At 29.3% G+C, this 23,932-nt stretch carries 23 protein-coding genes; 8 read left to right on the top strand and 15 right to left on the bottom strand.

From position 1 onward, the window contains the following. The first annotated feature begins 74 nt into the window (after positions 1 to 74). A complete protein-coding gene (locus tag V2W16_RS05540) occupies positions 75 to 1,190 on the top strand; it encodes an aminopeptidase (RefSeq protein WP_425353951.1) in 1,116 nt (371 codons plus the stop codon). A gap of 24 nt (positions 1,191 to 1,214) precedes the next feature. Then, a complete protein-coding gene (locus tag V2W16_RS05535; RefSeq protein WP_329382817.1) occupies positions 1,215 to 1,658 on the top strand; it encodes a hypothetical protein in 444 nt (147 codons plus the stop codon). A gap of 43 nt (positions 1,659 to 1,701) precedes the next feature. Here V2W16_RS05535 and V2W16_RS05530 read toward each other — a convergent pair whose 3' ends face one another. Continuing rightward, complete coding sequence (locus tag V2W16_RS05530; protein WP_138269725.1) at positions 1,702 to 2,376, bottom strand: hypothetical protein; 675 nt, start codon at positions 2,374 to 2,376, stop codon at positions 1,702 to 1,704. A 98-nt stretch (positions 2,377 to 2,474) separates the two neighbouring features. Here V2W16_RS05530 and V2W16_RS05525 point away from each other — a divergent pair, with 98 nt between their 5' ends. The 3 genes from V2W16_RS05525 to rplS all read left to right on the top strand — a co-directional run bounded on the left by V2W16_RS05525 (position 2,475) and on the right by rplS (position 5,600). After that, a complete protein-coding gene (locus V2W16_RS05525; protein WP_329382813.1) occupies positions 2,475 to 4,478 on the top strand; it encodes a UvrD-helicase domain-containing protein in 2,004 nt (667 codons plus the stop codon). A gap of 35 nt (positions 4,479 to 4,513) precedes the next feature. Next, entirely contained in the window at positions 4,514 to 5,014 is a 501-nt protein-coding gene (locus V2W16_RS05520) for a flavin reductase family protein (protein WP_329382810.1), read from the top strand. 241 nt (positions 5,015 to 5,255) lie between these two features. Further along, complete coding sequence (rplS, locus tag V2W16_RS05515) at positions 5,256 to 5,600, top strand: 50S ribosomal protein L19 (RefSeq protein WP_138269617.1); 345 nt, start codon at positions 5,256 to 5,258, stop codon at positions 5,598 to 5,600. A 36-nt stretch (positions 5,601 to 5,636) separates the two neighbouring features. On the opposite strand, the gene V2W16_RS05510 is transcribed toward rplS, so the two are convergent. From V2W16_RS05510 to V2W16_RS05475, 8 genes are all read right to left on the bottom strand, one after another. Continuing rightward, positions 5,637 to 6,503, bottom strand: coding sequence for a DegV family protein (locus tag V2W16_RS05510; protein WP_329382806.1), 867 nt, complete (start codon positions 6,501 to 6,503; stop codon positions 5,637 to 5,639). A gap of 122 nt (positions 6,504 to 6,625) precedes the next feature. After that, positions 6,626 to 7,354 carry an elongation factor P 5-aminopentanone reductase gene (gene ymfI, locus V2W16_RS05505; protein ID WP_329382803.1) on the bottom strand — a complete coding sequence of 243 codons (729 nt, stop codon included), beginning with the start codon at positions 7,352 to 7,354 and terminating at the stop codon, positions 6,626 to 6,628. Further along, positions 7,354 to 8,703 carry a phosphoglucosamine mutase gene (glmM, locus tag V2W16_RS05500; protein ID WP_329382800.1) on the bottom strand — a complete coding sequence of 450 codons (1,350 nt, stop codon included), beginning with the start codon at positions 8,701 to 8,703 and terminating at the stop codon, positions 7,354 to 7,356. The genes ymfI and glmM overlap by 1 nt, the downstream gene beginning before the upstream one ends. A gap of 10 nt (positions 8,704 to 8,713) precedes the next feature. Next, positions 8,714 to 10,285 carry an NAD(P)/FAD-dependent oxidoreductase gene (locus V2W16_RS05495; RefSeq protein ID WP_329382797.1) on the bottom strand — a complete coding sequence of 524 codons (1,572 nt, stop codon included), beginning with the start codon at positions 10,283 to 10,285 and terminating at the stop codon, positions 8,714 to 8,716. A 7-nt stretch (positions 10,286 to 10,292) separates the two neighbouring features. Continuing rightward, positions 10,293 to 11,510: a CdaR family protein gene (locus V2W16_RS05490; protein WP_329382794.1), complete on the bottom strand. Its 1,218-nt coding sequence runs from the start codon at positions 11,508 to 11,510 to the stop codon at positions 10,293 to 10,295. Continuing rightward, on the bottom strand, positions 11,497 to 12,357 hold the full coding sequence (gene cdaA, locus V2W16_RS05485) for a diadenylate cyclase CdaA (protein ID WP_329382792.1): 861 nt from the start codon (positions 12,355 to 12,357) through the stop codon (positions 11,497 to 11,499). Before cdaA ends, V2W16_RS05490 begins: the two co-directional genes overlap by 14 nt. A 252-nt stretch (positions 12,358 to 12,609) precedes the next feature. Then, a complete protein-coding gene (locus V2W16_RS05480) occupies positions 12,610 to 13,233 on the bottom strand; it encodes a YhcN/YlaJ family sporulation lipoprotein (protein WP_329382789.1) in 624 nt (207 codons plus the stop codon). An 83-nt stretch (positions 13,234 to 13,316) separates the two neighbouring features. Further along, positions 13,317 to 14,381, bottom strand: a complete 1,065-nt coding sequence (locus V2W16_RS05475; protein WP_329382787.1) for a hypothetical protein — start codon at positions 14,379 to 14,381, stop codon at positions 13,317 to 13,319. A gap of 113 nt (positions 14,382 to 14,494) precedes the next feature. Between V2W16_RS05475 and V2W16_RS05470 the strand changes: the two genes are divergently transcribed. Both V2W16_RS05470 and V2W16_RS05465 read left to right on the top strand, forming a co-directional pair. After that, complete coding sequence (locus tag V2W16_RS05470) at positions 14,495 to 15,196, top strand: glycerophosphodiester phosphodiesterase family protein (protein ID WP_329382784.1); 702 nt, start codon at positions 14,495 to 14,497, stop codon at positions 15,194 to 15,196. Then, the gene (locus V2W16_RS05465; RefSeq protein WP_329382781.1) at positions 15,193 to 15,699 is read left to right on the top strand and encodes a DUF4358 domain-containing protein; all 507 of its coding nucleotides are present in this window, start codon (positions 15,193 to 15,195) and stop codon (positions 15,697 to 15,699) included. Before V2W16_RS05470 ends, V2W16_RS05465 begins: the two co-directional genes overlap by 4 nt. A gap of 26 nt (positions 15,700 to 15,725) precedes the next feature. Here V2W16_RS05465 and V2W16_RS05460 read toward each other — a convergent pair whose 3' ends face one another. The 3 genes from V2W16_RS05460 to V2W16_RS05450 all read right to left on the bottom strand — a co-directional run bounded on the left by V2W16_RS05460 (position 15,726) and on the right by V2W16_RS05450 (position 18,880). Then, entirely contained in the window at positions 15,726 to 17,471 is a 1,746-nt protein-coding gene (locus V2W16_RS05460; RefSeq protein WP_329382778.1) for an NADH-dependent [FeFe] hydrogenase, group A6, read from the bottom strand. Between the two features lie 19 nt (positions 17,472 to 17,490). Then, positions 17,491 to 18,558 carry an NADH-ubiquinone oxidoreductase-F iron-sulfur binding region domain-containing protein gene (locus V2W16_RS05455; protein ID WP_329382775.1) on the bottom strand — a complete coding sequence of 356 codons (1,068 nt, stop codon included), beginning with the start codon at positions 18,556 to 18,558 and terminating at the stop codon, positions 17,491 to 17,493. 154 nt (positions 18,559 to 18,712) lie between these two features. After that, positions 18,713 to 18,880 carry a hydroxymyristoyl-ACP dehydratase gene (locus V2W16_RS05450; protein WP_138269288.1) on the bottom strand — a complete coding sequence of 56 codons (168 nt, stop codon included), beginning with the start codon at positions 18,878 to 18,880 and terminating at the stop codon, positions 18,713 to 18,715. Between the two features lie 85 nt (positions 18,881 to 18,965). On the opposite strand from V2W16_RS05450, the gene V2W16_RS05445 reads away from it, so the two are divergent. Further along, positions 18,966 to 19,937 carry an AIR synthase family protein gene (locus V2W16_RS05445; protein ID WP_329382770.1) on the top strand — a complete coding sequence of 324 codons (972 nt, stop codon included), beginning with the start codon at positions 18,966 to 18,968 and terminating at the stop codon, positions 19,935 to 19,937. A gap of 23 nt (positions 19,938 to 19,960) precedes the next feature. Here V2W16_RS05445 and V2W16_RS05440 read toward each other — a convergent pair whose 3' ends face one another. The 3 genes from V2W16_RS05440 to V2W16_RS05430 all read right to left on the bottom strand — a co-directional run bounded on the left by V2W16_RS05440 (position 19,961) and on the right by V2W16_RS05430 (position 23,916). Then, positions 19,961 to 20,149 carry a ferredoxin gene (locus V2W16_RS05440; RefSeq protein WP_329382767.1) on the bottom strand — a complete coding sequence of 63 codons (189 nt, stop codon included), beginning with the start codon at positions 20,147 to 20,149 and terminating at the stop codon, positions 19,961 to 19,963. A gap of 150 nt (positions 20,150 to 20,299) precedes the next feature. Further along, positions 20,300 to 22,180, bottom strand: a complete 1,881-nt coding sequence (locus V2W16_RS05435) for an ABC transporter ATP-binding protein (RefSeq protein WP_329382764.1) — start codon at positions 22,178 to 22,180, stop codon at positions 20,300 to 20,302. Next, positions 22,180 to 23,916, bottom strand: coding sequence for an ABC transporter ATP-binding protein (locus V2W16_RS05430; RefSeq protein WP_329382761.1), 1,737 nt, complete (start codon positions 23,914 to 23,916; stop codon positions 22,180 to 22,182). Before V2W16_RS05430 ends, V2W16_RS05435 begins: the two co-directional genes overlap by 1 nt. Positions 23,917 to 23,932 lie beyond the last annotated feature (16 nt).

Genomic DNA, 23,932 nt, shown 5'->3' with positions numbered 1-23,932 from the left:
TTCCATATTTATAATAAATATTAATAAAATATGGTAAAATATTATATAACAATATTGCATATGGAGGCATAACAATTATGGACAAAAGAATAGAACAATTAGCACATAATTTAGTCACTTTTTCAACTAACGTTCAAAAAGGTGAAAAAGTTTTAATAAATGCAGGCGGAATAGAAGATACAAGAGATCTTGTAAAAGCACTTGTAAGGGAAGTTTACAAAGCAGGAGGTTTCCCTTATCTTAAACTTACTGACTCAAGTGTAAACAGAGAAATATTAATGGGAGTAAGCAAAGAACAATTAGAATTCCAAAATGATTATGAATTATATCAAATGAAAGGAATGGATGCTTATATAGGCGTAGGCTGCAGCGCAAACGCAAGCGAATTAAGCGATGTTCCAAGTGAAAATATTTCTCTTCAATCATCTGTATTAAGACCTGTTTTAAGAGAAAGAGTAGACAACTCAAAATGGGTTATTTTAAGATATCCAAACAACTCAATGGCTCAAAGTGCAAAAATGAGCAAAGAAGCTTTTGAAGATTATTTCTTTGATGTTTGCTGTCTTGATTATTCTAAAATGGCAAAAGCAGTAGAACCATTAAAAGAACTTATGGAAAAAACAGATAAAGTAAGAATAGTAGGACCTGGAACAGATCTTACATTCTCAATAAAAGGAATGCCTGCTGTTCCATGCTGTGGAAATATGAATATTCCTGACGGAGAAATTTATACAGCACCTATAAAAGACAGCGTAAACGGTACTATTTCTTATAACACAAAAAGCGACTATTTAGGTTTTATATATGATAATATTAAACTAACATTTAAAGACGGAAAAATTATTGAAGCAACTTCAAACAATAACGAAAGAATCAATCAAGTTCTTGATATTGACGAAGGAGCAAGATATGTAGGTGAATTTGCTATTGGAATTAACCCATATATAAGCGAACCAATGCTTGATACATTATTCGATGAAAAAATATCAGGAAGTATTCACTTCACACCAGGATGTTGTTATGAAGATGCCGATAACGGAAACAAATCGTCACTTCACTGGGACCTTGTTTTAATCCAAACAGAGGAAAAAGGCGGCGGAGAAATTTATTTTGACGATGTACTAATCAGAAAAAACGGTTTATTTATACCGAAAGAATTACAAGGACTAAACCCTGAAAATCTAAAATAACCTTTTATATAGGGGGAAATTATTATGAAAAAAATCTTATCAACAATTTTGTCAATTTTACTTTTAATAAGTATATATGGCTGCAGTTTTACACAAGGCGAAGAAGTAGACATGACTAAATACAGCTCAAACATCGAAAAATCCGATAGAATTGATGTAATGAAAAATGAGGAAAGGTTAGATTTAATTTCGGGACACAATAATATTGAAGATTTTATAACAAGTCTAAAAATAGAAGAATGGAGAATGAAAGATTTACCTAAAGACTCAAAGGTAGATTTAGAATTTATTTTATATTCAACAAAGAATCAAGATGAAGAAGAAAGTGCGGATTATGAATTTGAAGAAAAAGGCCGTATCTTAACTTATGAAGATTCAAGATATTTAACATTCGAAATTAATAAAATACAGTTCAATTTTAAAGTTCCAAAAGAAGTTATTGAGTACTTAAATACATTTAAAAACTAAAAGAGACGAGATAAAATCTCGTCTTTTTTATGTTGGATAAAAATTAGTCGTCGCATCCGCAACTATTGCATGAACCACTTGTTGGGAAAAAGTCCCCAAATGCTGAAATATCTTCATTAAGAAAAGTTTCACAGAAGTTTGGAGCACATTCTTCTTCTCTGCATTCGTCAGGAAGTTCACAGTAACCAAATGTTGGAACTTTAAGACTTACTTTAGATATTGCATTTACAACAATAACAAAACCAAGAGTCATTGAAATTTGATTACCACAAGTTTTATTTACACAATTTGCTTCAACAAAACATTCACTTACTGGAGAGAATCTTCCTTGTCTTACGAATTTTCTGTTTAAATCAAATATTGTACTTACAGGTATTCTAATTTTATTATCTGATTGAACGGTATTTCCGCACATTGGTTTTGCAGGTACCGTAATAGTACAGCAATCGCATTTTCTTCTAAGTACTGCATAAATAGGGATAGCAACAACGCATTTTAATCTTGCATGACATTCATCCATTTCTGTGAAGAATGGTTCACATTCATAATGTTCTATTTCAGAAGCACCAAACTGAGCATAAAGGAATGTATAATCAGATAAATCACCATTTAATTCAAGTTCAAAAGGCATATTTTGCATACATTCTTTTTTTGAACATCCGTCATACACCTTATCAACAATTAGACATTCCACGCCTCTTGTATTTCTTTCTTCCACTTTTTATTCCTCCTAAATTTATGTTCTTATTTGTTTTACACTTTATAATATGAAGATTATCATTTTGTGTTACTTATAAACGTGATATAATAAATTTTATGATGGGAAATATTAATTTAGTAACACAAATTGAAGATAAAAAACTTGATGAAGCACAAATAGAGTGCGTAAATTCCAAAGAAAGAAATATACTTGCAATTGCGGGAGCAGGATGCGGAAAAACTACAACAATTCTTGCAAGAATAAAATATTTGATTCAGGAAGAAAAAATTCCGCCTGAGCAAATACTTGTACTGAGTTTTACAAATTCTTCAACTGATGAACTTATTGATAGAATTTCAAAAATAACAAAAGAAAAAATAAATGTATGCACTTTTCATAAACTTGGTAAAGATATTATAGATAATGTACACAGTGGCGATATAAGTATATATAAAGATACAATTGCAAAATTCGTAAACGAATATATAGATACAAAATTAAAAACAAACGAATATTTTGAAATGTACGATTTTATAATCAACTATTATCAGGAATATATAGACTTTATACAGTTTGAAAATAAAAAAGACGAACAAGATTACCTTTTTAACAAAGGAATTATAAGCCTTGATAATGAATATAAAATGACATTTGAAGAAAATGTCATTGCAAATTATCTATACTTAAACAACATTGAATATGAATATTTTAATACAAATATATATGGAAATGAATTTAAAAAACTATGCTCTGGATTTTATCTTACAAAATATGATAAATTCATATTTAATATAAATATAAATTCAAAAGGTGAAAAACCTTTATGGGGATATCCTAAAATACCTAAAATAGCATATAAAAATTACGATGCATACATCGAGTTTTTACATAACTACCCTATATTTAAAAATAAGGCAATATTTACATATTCTTATGATTTTGAAAAAGGAATTTTTAAAGAAGAACTAGAGAAAAAACTTAAAGAAAATAATATAGATATTAAGCTGTCATACTCAAATGTAGGTAAAGAAGTACATAAATTATTTAGATATAACATAAATTTTATAAAAAAATTAACTGCTAACTTTATTACCCTTATGAAAACTACCGCAAGAGATGAAAATGACATTCTTAATATAAATAACTACAGTTCAAAGCAGGAAGAACAAAGAGCAAAAGCATTTTTTAAAGTAGTTCTCCCAATATATAAGGCATATCAGAAAATGCTTAAAGACACAAAACAAATGGATTTTAATGATATGATTTTAACTGCTACGGAATATGTAAAAACATCTTTATATAAAAAAGGATATAAGCATATTTTAATAGATGAATTTCAAGATATATCTTATTCCAGAATGTCACTTATAAACGAAATTTATAAAAAACATAACTCACATATATTTGCGGTAGGAGATGATTATCAAAGTATATTCCGCTTTACGGGAAGTGATATTAATATTTTTTATGACTTTGAAAAAGAATATAATGCAAAAAAATATTTTATAGAAAAAAATTACAGGTTTGATAGAACCATTGCAAATGTAACAAACAAATTTATATTAAAGAATCCATATCAAATTAAAAAAACTCTTAAAAGCAGCAAAATAAACATTCTTCCAATTAATTTTGTTACAGCAAGGAAAAAAAGTGAATTATACAGAGTATTTTTAAAAGAAATATACAAACTGCCTAAAAACAGCGAAGTTATGCTTCTTGGCAGATACAAAAAAGATATAATTCCTTATGCTCAAACAAACGAAGTAAACATAATACTGCATGAAAATAACGAAATATCGGTAATACTCGAAAAAAGAAAAGATTTAAAAATTAAATTTCTAACTGTACATAAAGCGAAAGGTCTGGAATGTGATTATGTGTTTATACTTAATACATTTAACAGCTTAATGGGTTTCCCATGTAATATAACCGATGATAAATTAATAAAGATGTTACTTAAAAATAAGGAAGATTTTCCTCACAGTGAAGAAAGAAGATTATTTTATGTAGCCCTTACAAGAGCAAAAAAGAAAATATTTTTAATGGTAAATCAAAGCAGTATGTCTGGTTTTGTTAAAGAAATTATGGAATACAAAAAAGATTCAAACATATTACTATAAAATAGTGATATAATAAATAAAAAAGGAGGAAGAACATGATTTCAAAAGAAGCATTTGAATTATTAGATAATCAGCTACCAAAAGGAGCTTTTCTTACAGTAAAAAATAATGATGAAGTTAATACAATGGTAATAGGCTGGGCAACAGTCGGCAAAATATGGGGCAAAGACGTAATGACAGTAATGGTAAGATATTCAAGACGTACATATGATTTAATCAAAAACGCAAAAGACTTTACGGTAAGCGTTCCAGCTCTTGATACAATGAAAGAAGAAATTGCTTTTATGGGAACAAAATCAGGTAGAGATTTTGATAAATACAAAGAAACAAACTTACATTTAAAAGACTCAAAGAAAGTTGCATCTCCAATTATTGAAGAAGCAAAATTACATTTTGAATGTAAGATAATTTATAAACAAGCTATGGATCCTATGGGCATTGTTGACAAAGAAGGAATAGAAGACAGATTCTACGAAGGAAATAATGATTACCATGTTATATTCTATGCAAATATAGAAGACTGCTATGAAAACTAAAAGAGCTTACTTTTGTAAGTTCTTTTTATTATTCTACTTATAGTCAAATAATGCGTTATTAAAGCTTTTTATTTAATATATTTTTACAATTTTTATTATAAAAAACAAAAATTTAGTTGAATAAATTTTTCTTATATGATATACTTTTTAGGCTATGAGCTTAAATAGCTTTTTTATTATGGGTGTTCCTCTGCTTGAAGATGTAAGTAAGAATGCTTGAAGATGAAGGGAGGCACAAACAATGGATTTAATTAAATTAGTAGAAAACGAAAACCTTAAATCTGATATCCCTGAATTTAACGTTGGTGATACTGTAAAAGTTCACGTTAAAGTAGTAGAAGGAAAAAGAGAAAGAATCCAGGTTTTTGAAGGTATTGTGCTTAAAGAACAACACGGTGGAGTTCAAAAAACATTTACTGTAAGAAAAATTTCTTATGGTGTTGGTGTAGAAAGAACTTTCCCAATACACTCACCTAGAATTGACAAAATCGAAGTTACAAGAAGAGGTAGTGTAAGAAGAGCTAAACTTAACTATCTTAGAGATAGAGTTGGTAAAGCTGCTAAAGTTAAAGAAAAAAGAAACTAAAAAAAGTCCTATAAGGACTTTTTTTGTTGCTCTTTTTTATTTTTCTTTTTTAAAAAATGCTATACCCACACAGTGAGGACCTGCATGGGTTCCCACTACAGCACCAATATTGCTGGCAGGCAAAATATCAATATCTTTAAGTTCATCAAAATTATCCAACATATATTTTTCAAAATGAGAATAAGCTTCTTCATCATCTATATGTCCCATAAAAAATGCTTTATCTTTATCTATTCCGTATTCTCTTGCTTTATCTATAATAAATTGATATCCTTTTTTTCTTCCTCTTACTTTCTTTATTGGAACAACTTCTCCACCTGTTATTTCTATTACAGGCATTATATTTAAAGTATTACCAATAAATGCAGCACTCTTTGAAAGCCTTCCGCCAAGAACAAGATACTTATAGTCTTCAATTAATGCAAGTAAAGTACTGTTTCCTTTAATACTGTTTATTTCATCTTCTATTTCTTGCCCGCTAAGCCCCTTATCTCTTAACTTAGCGGCTTCTAAAACTAAATTACAAAGACTTAAAGTAACACATGTTGAATCAATAACATGAACTCTATTTTTTCTGTCATTATCAAGAGAATCTCTTACAACGACTGCAGAATTATAAGAACCACTTAATTTAGAAGATAAAGTTATTACTACAACTTCTTCTCCGTTTTCAGTAAATTGCAAGAATAAATCTCTTAATTTCCCTACAGGAATTTGACTTGTTGTAGGAAGTTCTTTACATATTGCAAGTTTATCAAAAAACTCTCGATGATTAATTGTTACGCCATCAATATATTCCTCTTCGCCAAAATAAATATTAAGAGGATACACGTTAATATCGTGCTCTTTCATTTGTTCCTTTGTTAAATCGGCAGTAGAATCCGTTAAAATATTTACTTTCATTACATATTCTCCATATAAGGTATTAATATAAAATATACTATTTTAAATTTTTATTGTCAATAATTATAATTATGTTTTAAAAATATTGTTAATAACGAATTTCAATTCCCATCATTTAAAAATTATAATATAAAACCGCCATCTACACTTATAACTTCTCCGGTAATAAAAGAAGCCTTTTTATCACAAAGAAACAAAACTGCATTTGCAACATCTTCAGGGGTTCCAATTCTGTTTATAGGAGTTTCTTCAATTAAAGACTCCATATCTTCTTTCGACAAATGATTATTCATTTTCGTATCTATAACTCCGGGAGCAACAACATTAACATTTATTCCGCTAGGTCCAACCTCTTTTGCAAGAGCTTTGCTCATTCCTATAAGAGCAGCTTTTGAAGCAGAATAACATACTTCCATGCTTGCTCCGCTTATTCCCCACATGGAAGATATGTTTATTATATTTCCGCTTTTTTTATTAATCATATCAGGTAAAAAGGCTTTTGTAAGCATAAAAGCACTTTTTACATTAACATCAAAAACGTTATCCCATTCCTCACAGGTAGTCTCATCAAAAAACTTAACAAGACTTACTCCTGCATTGTTTACTACTATATTGACAGTGTTAAAAGTAGCATACACCTCTTCTTTTATCTTTAATACATCGCTTTCTTTCGATAAATCTCCTTTAAGCATCAATACTCTTTTATCAGTTAAAGAAAATTCATCTTCTAAAGCTTTTTTATTTTTGTTATATAGCAAAACGATATTATAACCTTCATTATAAAAAGCTTTTGAAATTGCAATCCCAATTCCTCCGCTTGCTCCGCTTATAACTACTGTTTTGTTATTCATTACGATAATCTTTCTTCAATAAGTTTTGCAAGAGATGTTGCATCTTCTTTAATTTCATTTTGGTTTTCACCTTCAATCATAACTCTTACCAAAGGTTCTGTACCACTTGTTCTTATTAATACTCTTCCGTTTCCTGCATATTTATCTTCAATTGCTTTTATAGCTTCTAAAATCACACTGTCTTTTTCATAATCATGTTTTTTATCATTATCAACAGTTGCATTTATTAATACTTGAGGATAAATAGAAACATCTTTTGCAAGTTCATCAATATTTTTACCACATTCTTTTACAACTTTACATACAAATAAAGCAGTAGCGATTCCGTCTCCTGTAGAATTAATATCTGAAAGAATAACGTGTCCTGATTGTTCTCCACCTATGTTATATCCTTCATTAAGCATTCTTTCTACAACATATCTGTCCCCTACACCTGTTTCGCTTATTTTAATGCCTTTCTTTTCAAGTGCCTTTTTAACTCCAAGGTTACTCATAACAGTTAAAACAAGAGTATCTTTGTTTAGTTTTCCTTTTTCTTTCATATAACAACTTAAAAGATACATTATCTTATCTCCGTCAAAAGCTTGTCCTTTGCTGTCAACCATGATAACTCTATCTCCATCACCATCAAAAGCTATACCAAAATCTGCATTCTTTTCTAAAACAGTTCTTGATAAATTAGCAATATGAGTTGAACCACATTTATCGTTTATATTAATTCCGTTTGGATCATTTGCAATAACTTTAATATTTGCTCCAAGTTTTTCAAATACTTCTTCACCTACTTTATATGTAGCACCATTTGCTAAATCTAGAACAATATTAAGTCCACTTAAAGATTTTACCCCTATTTTTGATAAAAGATATTTAATGTAAATTTCTCCAGGATAAGCAATTTTTGTTTCCCTACCTATTCTTTCTCCTGAAATGCTTCTATCTCTTACCTTTTCAAAGATATATCTTTCTATTTCATCTTCAACTTCATCAGGAAGTTTATGTCCTGTTTTACTAAAGAATTTTATTCCATTATATTCATATGGATTGTGTGATGCAGAAATAACAATACCACTATCAGCATTAAATTCTTTAACCAATACAGCAACAGCAGGTGTTGGAATAACTCCCGCATTAAGTACGTTTCCTCCTGCAGACATAATCCCACTTACAAGACCTGCATAAATCATATCTCCAGATATTCTTGTATCCATACCTACCACAAATGTAGGAGGATTTCCATTATCCTTTGTAAGTTTCATTGTTGCCGCATATCCTATTTTATGAGCAAGTTTTGATGTAAGCTGAGTATTAGCAACTCCTCTTACTCCGTCTGTTCCAAATAATCTTCCCATATTAACCCCCTTAATTTTCGTTTATTGCTTGAGCCGCTTTTATGCCGTCGACAGCACTGGAAAGTATACCGCCGGCGTATCCCGCACCTTCTCCTACAGGATAAAGCCCTTTTATATTTTCACTTTCTAAAGTTATTTTATCTCTTAAAATTCTTATAGGAGATGAAGTTCTTGTTTCAACTCCGGTTATTATACCATTATAGAAGGTGTTAAAAAATCCATGGAAATAACCAAAAGAATCTTTTATTGATGATATTAAATTATCAGGTAGAAGTTCATTCAAGTCACATTCCTTTACTCCAGGCAAATAACTTGGTTTAACATCAACACTGCCTTTTATATTTAAAAAATCAGTTATCTTCATATAAGGAGCTTTATAATCTTTTCCACCCATTTCAAAAGCTTTTCTTTCAAGTTTTTCTTGAAATTCAACTCCTGCAAAAAGTCCTCTTCCATAGTCATTTTCATTTACGTTTACTACTATTGCGGAGTTTGTATTTATCATATTTCTGCTTCTAAAACTCATTCCGTTTGTAACAACTTGACCTTTTGAACTTGCACCTGCAATTACTACACCACCAGGACAGTTACAGAATGAATATATCCCTTTTTTTGTATTTTCATCATGGAAGGTAAGATTGTAACTTCCTGCTCCAAGTTCACTATGTCCGGCATAAGATGCATAACAACAACTATCTATATCTTCTCTTAAATGCTCAACCCTAAACCCTACGGCAAAAGGCTTGTTTTCCATATTAACATTATGTTTTGCAAGCATTTTAAAAGTATCCCTTGCTCCATTGCCTATACCAAGAACAACAGTATCCGATAAGTATTCATCTTTATCGTTTATTATAACACCTTTTATCTCGTTTTGTTCTATAATTAAATCAGTAACGGTAGAATTAAAATAGAACTTTCCACCGTAATATTCTATCAGTGCTTTTAAATCATCTACAATTACTCTTAATTTATCTGTACCAAGATGAGGTTTATTAAGATATCTTATATCTTTTGGTGCACCACATTTTATAAAGGTATCTAAAACTTCATATTTTAAATTTCCTTTTATTCTGGAATTTATTTTTCCATCTGAAAAAGTTCCAGCCCCTCCAAGTCCGAACTGAACATTGGAATTTTCATTTAATACCCCATTATCAAAGAAATTTTTAACTGTCTTAACTCTGTTTTTTATATCCTCTCCTCTTTCAAAAACAAGAGGTTCATATCCCATTTTCGCAAGGTATAAAGCGGCAAAAAGACCGCTTGGTCCACTACCTACAACTATTGGATTAATATTTTTTTTCTTTGTTAAATCCAGTTTAGGAATACTTTTTTCTTTATATAAACTTACTTTAAACCCTACATTATGAGGTTTTACAGGATAATCCAATGTAACACTGTATACATAATAAATCCCGTCACTATATCTTTTTCTTGCATCTAAAGACTTTCTTAAAATTTTAAAATGTTTTACTTTTTGTTCAGTTAATCTAAGTTTGTTTATTATAGCTTCTCTCTCGCCTACTCCCGATAAATTATCTATATTTATTTTTATATTTTCTATTAAATATTTTCTCACTTTAATATTATTCCTTTGTTATTTTTACCAAAACACTGTTTTGGCTTACACTTTTTATACTTACACCTTCAGGTAAGCCTTGTGTACTAATTTTTATATCAACATTATATTCGCCTTCTTTTAATCCTGATAAATCAATTGAACCGGTAAGATTTTTTTCTGATATGGAACTTAAATCCTCTTCTTCTCCTGATAGAAGAACACTTATATTTTCATCCAAAACTTCTGCAGTAAGCCCACTTCCTAAATAGTCAAAAGTAAATGAATTTATATATACGGTTTTTTGATTTTGTTTGTCTATAAATACATTAACTCCAATACTATCTTTTGCGTTTACAATGTGAATACCCTGAGGAATATCTAATTTAACATTTTTTTCAAAGGTTTCATTAACTTCGTCTAAAGAAATACTTTCAGTATTAATCTCATTTACCGTATTTAAAATTTCATCCTTTCCGGAAATAGTTACGGTTGTTACACTTGGTTTAATAGAAGTAACCTTATACCCATCCATAACACTTCCTGATGTTTTTACTTTTATGGGAACATTTTTTACTTTACCGATTGAAACTTTTACGTTTGTTGTAGCAGGAGATAAAGTTACATCCTCTATTTTCTTATTGTTTGCATCAACGGCATAAAGTGTTGCAGGAGACGAAAAGTCACCACTTTTATTTGTTACATCAACATTTCCCATTATAGCTTCAACTTTATCAACACTATCAGAAGGACCGCTTATATTAACATCTTCTACTTCGGAAGAAAGCGACAATACACTATATCCTTCCTTTACCTGTCCTGTTGATTTTATAACAGGAACACTTAAACTTTTATTGCCTATCTTATCAACTGTAACCTTAATGGTATTTGGATTTTGATCAACTATAGTAACATCATTTGGAACACCTTTTATATTAATATTTAGTGTATAAGTCCCTTCGCTTGAAATATCTTTTAAATCTACACTTGCCTGTATATTTTTGTTATCAAGACTTTTTACTAAAGAGCCTTTTCCATAAATTTTCATACTGTCTATATTATCAGTTGAAACAGAAATAATAAAATCATTTTGCTCTAGTATTGAAGTATTTGTAAGAACAATAGGTATATCTTCGATTTTACTGTATACAATGTTGTCACTATCATTATTTGCATATACCCATAAAAGAAGAGCTAGCAAAAAAGATATCAATAAAGTTACTATTTTACTATTATTCTTTCCCATTGCTACCTTTTCTCCTTAATATTTTTGATTTAGAATTTTTATGAGCAGGTTCTTCTACTAAAATTTCAGTAAGAATTCTTCTTATACCTCTTTCCCCCACGAACCTTGATAGTTTCCCATTAATAGCATAAGAAATAACACCTGTTTCTTCGGATACCATTAATGAAACACAGTCTGAATGTTCACTTATTCCAATTCCTGCACGATGTCTTGTTCCTATACTTGTTGAAAGTTGTTTATTTTGAGAAAGAGGAAGCAGACATGCCGCAGCCCTTATTCTTAAAGTTTCTCTATTTATTATTACAGCACCGTCATGAAGAGGTGTAGCATATTGAAAAATATTATTGATAAGCTCTGTACTTAATAAACTATCAAGTTTTACCCCGGTTTCTACAACATCATCAAGAGGAACCTGTCTTTCTATAACAACAAGAAGTCCTGTTTTTGTCTTTGATAAATCACTTATACTTTGAACAATTTGATCCACCGCAACAGAAGGAGAATCTAAATCTTTGTCAACAAAAATATCTTTTATGTTTTTTACATTTGTTTTACCGATTGTTTCAAGCATTTTTCTAAGCTCTGGCTGAAACATAATAAGCAAAGCTAAAAATCCTACGGTTATTATATTTTTAAAAACAAAGTTTACGGTTACAAGCCCTAACCAATCACTGACCTGAGTGATAACCAAAATTATAATTATCCCCTTTGCAACCTGTTCTGCCTGAGTTCCTTTTATAAGTCTTATAATTGCATATATAATAAATGTCATTATAAGAATATCAACGGCAGATAATATGCTAAAGGACTCAAAAATTTGAGTAAACAACGATGTTATCTGAGACATTATCATTACCTTCCCTAAGTAAATTTATTTTTTATATTATTGACTTATATTATTTTTTTAATATTTTCAATAGTGAAAACACAATAATATTATACATTATTTTATTAAAATTGTTTAAATTTAATGAAATATTAATATATAAATTAATTCATATAAAATTTTTTTAAAGTACGTTAAACTAAATTTTAAATTAATATTATAATTATGTACTTATAAAAATCAATATAAAAAAGGCACATTAAGTGCCTTTTATTATTTTAATTCAAATAAATTTAATATATCGTCTGTTATATTATCAAGCCCTTGTTTTATCGCACTACTTAAAGAGTTATAGTGTTCCACTTTATCAGAAAAATAAACATTTTTTACTTGAGGATATTTTTCTTTAATTAAAGTGCTAATTTTACCCTTTTTTTCATCTGATAAACTTGAAGAACCTGTTTTTGTCTTTACTGCACAGTATGCTTTATCACCTATTAATGCAATTTTCACATCTTCAATTCCGGAAATTTTCTTCACTGATGTATAAACGCCGTCCCCTTCTTGTTTATATTTATATGACTCTGAGGATTCATAATATCCGGAATCATTGTTTGTATATTCTCTATACATTCCGTTATAATCAAATTGATAAGGGTTTATGCCATTATTATTTTTCACGCTTTCAGAAGAATTATTTCCTGTTAAATCTTCCGTTAAATTTTCAGCACCGTTTTTTACATCATTTCCAATATTTTCTGCGCTATCCTTAACATCATTTGCAGCATTATTCATTTGATTTTTTACAGCATTATCTGTATTTGAATTTCCACATCCTACAAAAGAAGTTAACATAAAAGCAGAAATAATCATAACCATTAAAGTTTTTTTATTCATTAAAATCCTCCTTTCTGTATTAGTATTTAGAAAGAAGAATTTTATATGCTGGTAATAAATTGCTTAAAAAGTATTATTTTCTATCAAAGCAGACAAATTTTTCCCGTACTTACACTTATGTACATAAGCCAGTATCCAAAGCCGTCATAAACCGTCGGTTCATAATAAATAAATCCCGTTGAGCCCATAAAAGGCTGTGTATTATCTTTTTTTGAACCAAGTACACCGTAAATATAATATTTAACTTCTTCATCTTTAAAAAACTTTCCAAAAATCCAGCTTGGAAGAATTGCATTTTCTAAATTTTTATTTTTAAATCCCATATAAGGATAAAGTATTGGCATAACAAAACCATTATAAATAATATTAATATTATTTAATTTTTCTTCAAATTCATCCATTATGTAGAACTTATAATTACTATCTAAATCAGTAAAATTTTCTAATGAAAAATTTTTTAAAACATCATCTATTAATATATTATTTGCATTAATTATTTTTTTTATTTTATTTTTATCTTCTTCTTCATCTTTATCTTGAAATTCAAATTCTTGATTTATTTCTTTTTCATCATTTATATTTTTATTATTTTCTTTTTCATTTTTATTTGAAAAAATATCAAATAAATCTTCCAAAATATCCAGCTGTTCTTCTTTTTCTAAAATAGAATTTTTATCTTCCTTTTCATCTTCCTCTTCCTTTTCATTTTCAGGTTTTATTTGATTATTTAGATTCAAATCCATTAATTCATTTTCTTCTTTTATAATATTTATATCTTCTTTTAAAATATTCTTTTCCGATTCTTTTCTTTTTTCATCAAAAAAAGGTATATCAAGTTCTTTTTCATTTTCATAATCAAATAAGATTTCACCTGAATATATATCAACTATTTCAATCTTATTAAAACTCTCTACTTTATTTTTTTCTATATTTATTATTTTTTGTAAATTCTTTTCTTTTTCTGTTTTAAATATAGCCGCAGTATATTCTCTATTTCCCATGATAAAAACAACAGCATATTCACTTATTGGAAGAGAAGTTATTTTCAAAGTAATAGAAAGAAAATCTTCATTTTCTTTTATATCAAAATGCATTTTTGCATTATCGTTTTTCAAATTAACAAATTCTTCATTATTAATATTTAACATATTTTTCCTCCTAACTTATTATATTTATATTCCGATAATTTTAATTTATGATAACTTAACATATTGTATTTATTTTTAAAGTATTATATATTAGACAAAAGAAGGTGAATAAAATGTCAAAAATATGTGCACATAGAGGAATGCTTAATATAAAACCGGAAAATACAATTAGTTCTTTTAAAGAAGCATTAAAATATGATATTGATGGAATTGAACTTGATGTTCATCTTACAAAAGATGAAAAGATAGTTGTATTTCACGATTTCGATTTAAAAAGAATGTGTAATAACAACTCTTATATAAAAGATTTAACTTATGAAGAACTAAAAGAAATAAAAGTAAATGATATTGAATCTATTCCTCAGCTGTTTGAAGTATTGGAACTTATAAAAAACAAAAATATTATTTTAAATATAGAATTAAAAGCATCAAGTGAAATTTATAGTGGTATAGAAGAAAAGGTTTTAAATTTAATAAACGATTATGAAATAAAAGACAAAATCATAATTTCCTCCTTTGACCATAGAGCGTTAAAAATAGTAAAAGATATAGACAAAGAAATAAAAGTCGGAGCATTATATCAAGGATTTTTTGATAATATCGTTAAATATGCAGTAGATAACAAATTTGATGCAATACATCCTCATTTTTTAGATATAGATAAAAAAATAGTAAAGGAAGCAAAAGAAAATAACATAAAAATAAATTGTTATACTATTAACAATATGCTTGCATATAATTATATAAAACATTTGGATGTGGATATGATAATAACAAATATCGCAGACAAAATTTTAAAAAGAGGAAATAAATGAAAAAAAAATGTTTTATAATTTTATTATTTATCTGCTTAATTATTTTTACAGGGTGCGGGGATAAAAAAGACTATGTAACAACTTTAAATCTCAATAAAACGGCAATAAAACTTGAAGATTTAACCTATGAAAAAAACGGGAAAAATCTTCCTATATTTTATAATATGACAGTGCCAAGCGATGAAGAAATAAAAAACATATATAAGTTAAATAAAGAAGATTTCAATGAAATTATAATAAAACAATCTGCACTCTCTTCTAAAAGTTCTTTATTCATCATTGCAAACGTAAAAGAAGAAAATAAAGAAAAAGTAAAAGAAGCATTAGATAAATACATGATAAATTATGAAAAAATATGGAAAGAACAAGATAGAACAGAATACAATCTTGTCTTAAACAGAACATTCTACGAAAACGGAAATTATTTTATATATGTAATTTCTTATGATAACAATGAGGTAATGGATACAATTTTATCTCTTTTTGAAGAGAAAGAGAAATAATAAAAAAAGACCCTTAAGGGTCTTTTTTATTTTAATATATCTTTACTTCTGTCAACATATGTTGTATGTAAAATTTCATGAGCTTTATGAGAATTTGGCTCACCTAAATATTCTTCATAAACTTTTTTAACCGCTGGATTATCATGAGATTTTCTTGTTGGTCTAACGTTCTTATCTTGGTTATATAATACTTTTGCTCTTTCTTTTGCAAGAGATAAACCTGCATTAATAAGTTGGCTGTTTACGATTGGTTGTCCACCACCGTTTACACATCCACCAGGACATGCCATACATTCGATAAAGTCATAATCAGTTTCACCTTTTTTAACTTTATCCATAAGTTTTCTTATGTTTGCTCCACCGTGAACAACAGCAACTTTTATTTTTTTATCACCAGCTTTGATTACAGCTTCTTTAAGTCCTTCAAGACCTCTTACTTCTTCATAATCAATTTTTTCAGATACTTCACCGGTGATAGCTTCAACTGCAGTTCTTGCAGCAGCTTCCATAACCCCGCCTGTTGCACCGAATATTACGCCGGCACCTGAACTTTCACCATAAATTGGATCAAATTCTTCATCTTCAAGATTTTTAAAGTCAATACCTGCTTCTTTAATCATTCTTGCAAGTTCTCTTGTTGTGATACATACATCGCTGTCATAGTTATCGCCTTCCATTAATTGTTCTCTTCCAACTTCAAATTTCTTAGCAACACAAGGCATAACACTTACAACATAAATATCATCAGGATTAATATTATTAGTTTCAGCATAGTGTGTTTTTATTAAAGCACCTGCCATAGCTTGAGGTGATTTACAAGAAGAAAGGTTTGGAATAAGTTCTGGGAATTCTTGTTCACAGAATTTAACCCATGAAGGACAACAGCTTGTAAGCATTGGAAGAGTTCCTCCGTTTGTAACTCTGTCTACAAGTTCATGAGCTTCTTCCATAATTGTCATATCAGCACCAAAGTCTGTATCAAAAACTTTATCAAAGCCAAGTCTTCTTAGAGCAGCAACCATTTTACCTGTTACATCTGTGCCGATTTCATATCCGAATTCTTCTCCAAGAGCAGCTCTTATTGCAGGAGCAGGTTGAACAACAACATGTTTGTTTTCATCACATAATGCTTCCCATACTTCATCTACATTTACTTTTTCAGTTAAGGCACCTACAGGACAGTTAATAACACATTGTCCACAGTTGATACAGTTTGTATCAGCTAAATAATCACCTTTAACAGGTCTTGCTTTTGAATCAAATCCGTTATCTTTACCGATTAAAGCACCGATACCTTGAATTTTACTACATGTGTTTATACATCTTTTACAGAAAATACATTTAGATTCATCTCTTACGATTGAAACAGATTTATCATCATATGCATCTGATGAAAAATCTCCGCTGAAAGGAACAGTGCTTACTCCTAAATCATTTGCAAGAGTTTGAAGTTCACAGTTTCCGCTTCTTATACAAGTTGTACAATCTCTGTTATGGTCAGAAAGTGTAAGTTCCATTGTATTTTTTCTTGATTCTCTTACTTTAGGAGAGTTTGTAAATACTTCCATTCCTTCTTTTACAGGGAAGTTACAAGCACTTCTTAAAACATCAGAACCTTTAATTTCAACTACACACATTCTACAAGCACCAATTTTGTTATGTTCTAAAAAACATAATGTAGGAATATTAATTCCGATTTGTCTTGCAGCTTCAAGAACCGTTGTTTTATCTTCAACGCAAACATCAACATTATTTATCTTTAAATTTACCATCTTTTCATTTACTCCTTGACTACTCTTTTATAAAATCAGAACTGAAATTTTCAAGTGCACTTAAAATAGGAGCGGCACCCTTTTGTCCTATAGGGCAAAGAGTTCCAATACTCATATTTTTTGCAATTGCTTTTACTTTGCTGTAATCATCTTTTTCTGAAATATCAGAAACGATTTTCTTAACCATTTCATCCATTCTTTTTACCCCAACCTTACAAGGGAAACATTTACCGCAAGATTGAATTAATAAGAATTGTAAGTAATCTGATATTTCTTTTGCCATATCAGTTGTTTGATCGATAACAACAACAAGAGCAGTACCTCTTATTATTCCATTCATCATTAAAGCCATAAAGTTTACAGGTTTAGAAACTTCACAAGCTGGTAAATATTCACCATAAGGAGCTCCTACTTTGATAGATTTAACATTTCCTGTTGCACCACCTGCAAGTTCAATAAGTTGTTCATATGTAACGCCGTTTTCAACATTGTAAATTCCAGGATTTTTTACTTTACCACCGATTGCAACACCTTTAAATCCTTTTTCAGGAAGTGTTTTATAGCTGTCTTGAACAATTACAAGTAAGTTAGCTAAAATTTCTGCATTTACATTTAAGCCTTCTTTGCTTTCTTTTACAACACTTATTTCTTTATCTAATAAACCGTAAGCTTTTGCATCGTTAACAGCTTTTGATACTCTTCTAAATGCAAGGTCATCTTTTGCTACAATATAACCTTCTTTTGCACCGCTTACTTCCATAACAATAAGCATTGATTCAACAATTACGTGAGGAGCTTCGATTAAAACTTTATTGTCTGCAGCAGCTAAAGCATCTAGTGTTTCACAAACAACAACCTCAGCACCTTTCCAATTATCACAGCAAAGTTCGTCTTGTTTTCTTCTATCAACAAGTAAAGCGTCACTTGCAAGTTTAATTACATCAACTTCGCCTTTTAAAACTTTTTCTTTTGCTTTGTAACCATCAAATGCTATATAATCATCGATACATTCAGGATTTGTTGCACCACAATATTTAATAGCATTTTTCTTTTGATTAACCAAAACTTTTGGATCAACTTTTTCCATAACTTCTTTTATTTACCTCCAAATAGTTTATATATAAGACTTTAAACGAAAAATCTTATTATTCCTTTTTATTACACATTCACAGTTATAATATCAAAATATGTCTAATTTTTCAACTTAATTTAAAATAGAAAAATAAAAAAACTCACTTGTTTTAAGTGAGTTTTTCATTATCTTTTATATCTTCATCATTTTTTTCATCTTTAGGAAGATAATACATACATTTTTCGTTTAGTGATGAAATATAAAAAGGTACCGTATTTAATGTACACACTCCTTTTTCTTGAAATTTACAATCAAGGGTACAAATAATATTAATCATGAATCCTCTCCCAATATAAGTAATTACTATGAGTATTGACATTTTTGTGCTAAAATATAAATAAATATTTTTATGAAGGAATATCATGGAAGAAGGAAAATTAACCAATCATACATTACAAAAAATCTTATTTGATAAAATTAATATAAAAAACAAAGAAGTTTTAATAGGTGCAGGAATAGGAAAAGACACAGCTCTTTTAAATTTTGAAGAAGATTTATTTTCAATATCCACAGACCCTATAACAGGAAGTAAAAACGGAATAGGACGACTATGCGTAAATATTTCATGCAACGATATTGCAACATCAATGGCAACACCTGTTGCAATGATGGTAACAATGCTTATTCCAACCTATGCCAATATAGAAGATGTAGAAGAAATAATAGATGAAATACTTCTAACCTGCGAAGAAAATAATGTTGATTTAATCGGAGGACATACAGAAGTTACTTCAAGTGTAAATAAATTTATCTTAAGCGGTGTATGTATCGGAAGAAAAGAAAATATTTCTCATCCTATCCCAAAGGCTAATGATAAAATAGTAATGAGTAAATATGCAGGGCTTGAAGGAAGTGCTATTATAAGCCTTGATTTAAAAGAAGAGGTAGAAAAGTTCTTGACAAAAGAAGAAATATCAAAAACATCAAAGCTAATAAAAGATACATCCGTAATAAAAGAAGGACTAATAGCAAAAAATCTTAATGTGAGTCTTCTTCATGATGCAACTGAAGGTGGTATTTTAGGGGGAGTTTGGGAAATGGCAGAAAATTCAGGGCTTGGAGCCATTATAGATATTGACAAAATATTAATTTTGGATGAAACAAAAAAAATTGCAAAACATTTTAACATAAACCCATATAAGCTTATATCCAGCGGAGTAATGCTATTCATTACTGATGATGATGAAAAATTAAAAAAAGAGTTAGATAAACAAAACATTCCTTCATCTACAATAGGATATTTAACAAAGGAAAAAGAAATTTATACTTTAAAAAACGGAGTAAAAGAAATATTATCTCCACCATTACAAGATGAATTATATAAAGTAATATAAAAACAAGCATTTAGCTTGTTTTTTTAATACTCACTTATTGCATTTACAGGACAGCTTTCTATTGCTTCCCTTGCAAGTGTTATTTCAGAATCACTCTCAGGATTTCTTATTACCCCTGATTTACCGTCTGATTCTATTTCAAATATATCTTCACAAAGAGAAACACATAGTCCACATGAAATACAACTATCTTTATTTATTTTAAGTTTCATGTTTATCCTCCTTAAATTTATCAATTAATATTATTTACCAGTAATTTTTTTATATTCTTTATTTTCTTATAAAATAAAAAATTAATAAAAATACAATATAAAGAGAATTACTACCTATAAAAAAAAGAGGCATAAGCCTCTTTTTTTTTACTATGATAATTCCAAAGCACCGGTATATAGTCTGTAATATGTACCGTGTTTTTTGATAAGTTCTTCATGGTTACCTCTTTCGATTATTGTACCATGTTCCAAAACTATAATTGCATCTGAGTTTCTTATTGTAGAAAGTCTATGAGCAATAACAAATACGGTTCTTCCTTCCATTAATTTATCCATACCATCTTGAACGATTTTTTCTGTTCTGGTATCAATACTTGATGTTGCTTCATCAAGAATAAGTACAGGAGGGTTATTAAGAGCCGCTCTTGCTATACTAAGTAGCTGTCTTTGTCCTTGAGATAATTCTTCACCTGTACCTGAAATAACTGTATCATATCCTTCAGGTAACATCTTAATAAAGTGGTCGGCATTTACTAGTTTTGCAGCAGCATATACTTCTTCATCTGTTGCATCCAGTTTACCGTATCTGATATTTTCTTTTATTGTTCCCGTAAACAAGTTCGTATCTTGTAAAACTATTCCAAGAGATCTTCTTAAATCTTCTTTCTTTATTTTGTTTACGTTAATTCCATCATATCTGATTTTGCCTTCAGTAACGTCATAGAATCTGTTTATTAAGTTCGTTATTGTTGTTTTACCGGCCCCCGTTGAACCTACAAAAGCTATTTTTTGACCAGGTTTTGCATAAATATTTAATTTATGTAGAACTATTTTTTCAGGATTATACCCAAACGTCATGTCAATAAATCTAACATCACCATTTAACTGAGTATAAGTTACGCTTCCGTCTCCATGAGGATGTTTCCAAGCCCATTTTCCTGTTCTCTTTTCACTTTCGGTAATATTACCATCTTCATCAATATTTGCATTAACTAAAGTAACATATCCGTCATCTTGTTCACCTTCTTCATCCATCATATCAAATATTCTCTCAGCTCCTGCAAGAGCCATGATTATAGGGTTTAACTGACCTGAAATTTGACTGAATGGGAAGTTAAAGTTTCTTGTAAGTTGAAGGAATGAAGCAATACCACCAAGAGTAAGTCCTCCAACGCCTGAAATGGCAAGTGCACCACCTAAAATAGCTGTTAAAACGTATTGTATATATCCAATATTCGCTATTACGGGAATAATAATGTTAGCATATTTATTTGCCTTTGCAGAACTTTCATAAAGCTGATCATTTATTTTATCAAAGTCCACCTTACTTTGTTCTTCGTGACAGAATACTTTGACTACTTTTTGTCCACTCATCATTTCTTCCACATAACCATCTAGGATACCTATGTTTCTTTGTTGTTTTGCGAAGTATTCACCACTTTTTCCACCAATTATTTTGGTTGCAAGTGTCATAATTGCAATCATGCAAATTGCAAGAAGAGATAAAGGAATGCTAATATAAATCATTGCACAGAATACCGCAACAACTGTTACTATTGCAGAAAATACTTGAGGTAAACTTTGACAAATCATCTGTCTTAAAGTATCGGTATCATTTGTGTAAAGACTCATAAGTTCTCCGTGAGGATGAGTATCAAAGTATCTTATTGATAAAGTCTGCATATGTTCAAACATATCATCTCTTACTTTTTTAAGAACACCTTGACCGATATTTACCATTAATCTCATATAAATGAATGTACAAGCTACACCAACATAATATATACAAGCAAATGTTAAAATAGCTCTTACAATAATTGTAAAATCAGGAGCAACACTGTTTATTAAAGGTGTAATACAATCATCTATCAAGTACATCAAAAATACAGAACTTGCCATACTTGCAATAGAACTTATAATAATAGAAACAAATACGAATATAAATTGTATTTTATAACTTTTTAGTGCATATTTTAAAAGTCTAGCAGCTGTTTTCAAATAATGAGGCTTTTTATTTGTTCTTTTATCCATTATTCTTGGCCTCCCTTCATTTGAGAATTATATACATCTTGATATATTGCATTTGTCTTTAGAAGTTCTTCATGAGTACCAATTTGGTCAATTCTACCATTATCAAGAACAATTATCTTGTCGGCATCTTCAACTGAAGAAATTCTTTGGGCAATAATAATTTTTGTAGTTCCCGGTATTTTTTCTCTAAAAGCTTGTCTGATTAGAGCATCTGTTTTTGTATCTACGGCACTTGTAGAGTCATCTAAGATAAGTATCTTAGGTTTTTTAAGAAGTGCTCTTGCAATACATAAACGTTGTTTTTGTCCACCTGAAACATTTGTACCGCCTTGCTCTATTTTTGTATTGTATTTATCTGGGAATTCACTGACAAAACTGTCTGCTTGCGCAAGCATTGATGCTTGAATAATTTCTGCATCTGTTGCATCAGGATCTCCCCATCTTAAGTTTTCTTTTATTGTTCCAGAGAATAGTGTATTTTTTTGAAGAACCATTGCAACTTGGTTTCTTAAAGTTTCCAAATCATAATCCCTTACATCTATACCTCCGACTTTAACCTGACCTTTAGTAACATCGTAAAGTCTTGGAATAAGCTGAACAAGAGAAGATTTTGAACTACCTGTACTACCTATAACTCCGACAGTCTCACCTGAATCAATATGTAAATTTATATCTTTTAGAGGAAGATTGTTTCCGTTTCCTTCATCTTTTCCATATGTAAAATCTACATTTATAAAGTCAATAGAACCGTCTTTAACATCCATAACAGGATTTTCTTTATTTTTTAAAGTACTTTCTTCAACTAATATTTCCACAATTCTTTCTGCTGAAGTTTGTGCCATTAAAACCATAACAAATACCATTGATAAAACCATTAAACTTGATAATATCTGGCTTGCGTATACAACAAGACTTGTTAACTCTCCTGTTGTCATTGTTCCCACAACAATAAACCTTGCAGAAAAATATGAAATAAGAAGAATACATGTATATATTGTAAATTGCATTACCGGAGCATTAAGAGAAACTATTTTTTCGGCTTTTGTAAAGAATTTATAAATAAGTTTAGAAATACCATCAAATTTTTCAATTTCATGATCTTCTCTTACATATGCCTTAACAACTCTTATACCCGTTACGTTTTCTTGAACAACACTGTTTAATCTGTCATATGTATTAAATACTCTTTCAAAATGTGGATGAGCTTTAATAGCTATTAAGAAAAGCAATAATGCAAGCACCGGAATTGCTATAAAAAATATAAAAGAAATTTGTAAATTTATTTTTATAGTGAAAAACAATGCAAATATCAACATGATTGGTGCTCTTATAAGAAGTCTTACTATCATTTGATAAGCCATTTGAACATTTGTAACATCAGTTGTAAGCCTTGTAACCAAACTTGCAGTAGAAAATTTATCTATATTTGCAAATGAAAAATCTTGAATTTTATAAAACATATCTTTTCTTAAATTTCTGGCAAATCCCGCAGAAGCTTTTGCGGCATATTTCCCTGCCAAAGTACCTGTTATTAGAGAAGTAATTGCTAAAAAGAATAAAAACAACCCTAATTTTATTATGTAATTAAGATTTCCGTTTGCAATACCGATATCAATAATATCAGCCATATAAAAAGGTATTAATACTTCCATTAATACTTCAATAATTACATAAAAAGGTGCAAGAAAAGAATCTTTTTTAAATTCTCTAATGGAACCCATTAATGTTTTTAACATACATATACCTCCCAAC

This window comes from Anaerofustis butyriciformans (genome assembly GCF_036289385.1).
In the GTDB taxonomy this organism is placed as follows: domain Bacteria; phylum Bacillota; class Clostridia; order Eubacteriales; family Anaerofustaceae; genus Anaerofustis; species Anaerofustis butyriciformans.
Note: the sequence above shows the minus strand (reverse complement) of the source record. Positions and strands in the feature narration are given on the sequence as shown.

Coding starts and splice junctions, on each gene's coding strand:
- V2W16_RS05450 (WP_138269288.1), bottom strand. CDS start 18,880: ATGATTAATATTATTTGTACCCTTGATTGTAAATTTCAAGAAAAAGGA.
- ymfI (WP_329382803.1), bottom strand. CDS start 7,354: ATGAATAACAAAACAGTAGTTATAAGCGGAGCAAGCGGAGGAATTGGG.
- V2W16_RS05480 (WP_329382789.1), bottom strand. CDS start 13,233: ATGAATAAAAAAACTTTAATGGTTATGATTATTTCTGCTTTTATGTTA.
- V2W16_RS05445 (WP_329382770.1), top strand. CDS start 18,966: ATGGAAGAAGGAAAATTAACCAATCATACATTACAAAAAATCTTATTT.
- V2W16_RS05455 (WP_329382775.1), bottom strand. CDS start 18,558: ATGGAAAAAGTTGATCCAAAAGTTTTGGTTAATCAAAAGAAAAATGCT.
- V2W16_RS05510 (WP_329382806.1), bottom strand. CDS start 6,503: ATGAAAGTAAATATTTTAACGGATTCTACTGCCGATTTAACAAAGGAA.
- V2W16_RS05525 (WP_329382813.1), top strand. CDS start 2,475: ATGATGGGAAATATTAATTTAGTAACACAAATTGAAGATAAAAAACTT.
- V2W16_RS05440 (WP_329382767.1), bottom strand. CDS start 20,149: ATGAAACTTAAAATAAATAAAGATAGTTGTATTTCATGTGGACTATGT.
- V2W16_RS05430 (WP_329382761.1), bottom strand. CDS start 23,916: ATGTTAAAAACATTAATGGGTTCCATTAGAGAATTTAAAAAAGATTCT.
- V2W16_RS05460 (WP_329382778.1), bottom strand. CDS start 17,471: ATGGTAAATTTAAAGATAAATAATGTTGATGTTTGCGTTGAAGATAAA.
- V2W16_RS05465 (WP_329382781.1), top strand. CDS start 15,193: ATGAAAAAAAAATGTTTTATAATTTTATTATTTATCTGCTTAATTATT.
- rplS (WP_138269617.1), top strand. CDS start 5,256: ATGGATTTAATTAAATTAGTAGAAAACGAAAACCTTAAATCTGATATC.
- V2W16_RS05475 (WP_329382787.1), bottom strand. CDS start 14,381: ATGTTAAATATTAATAATGAAGAATTTGTTAATTTGAAAAACGATAAT.
- V2W16_RS05435 (WP_329382764.1), bottom strand. CDS start 22,180: ATGGATAAAAGAACAAATAAAAAGCCTCATTATTTGAAAACAGCTGCT.
- cdaA (WP_329382792.1), bottom strand. CDS start 12,357: ATGTCTCAGATAACATCGTTGTTTACTCAAATTTTTGAGTCCTTTAGC.
- V2W16_RS05490 (WP_329382794.1), bottom strand. CDS start 11,510: ATGGGAAAGAATAATAGTAAAATAGTAACTTTATTGATATCTTTTTTG.
- V2W16_RS05535 (WP_329382817.1), top strand. CDS start 1,215: ATGAAAAAAATCTTATCAACAATTTTGTCAATTTTACTTTTAATAAGT.
- V2W16_RS05470 (WP_329382784.1), top strand. CDS start 14,495: ATGTCAAAAATATGTGCACATAGAGGAATGCTTAATATAAAACCGGAA.
- V2W16_RS05520 (WP_329382810.1), top strand. CDS start 4,514: ATGATTTCAAAAGAAGCATTTGAATTATTAGATAATCAGCTACCAAAA.
- glmM (WP_329382800.1), bottom strand. CDS start 8,703: ATGGGAAGATTATTTGGAACAGACGGAGTAAGAGGAGTTGCTAATACT.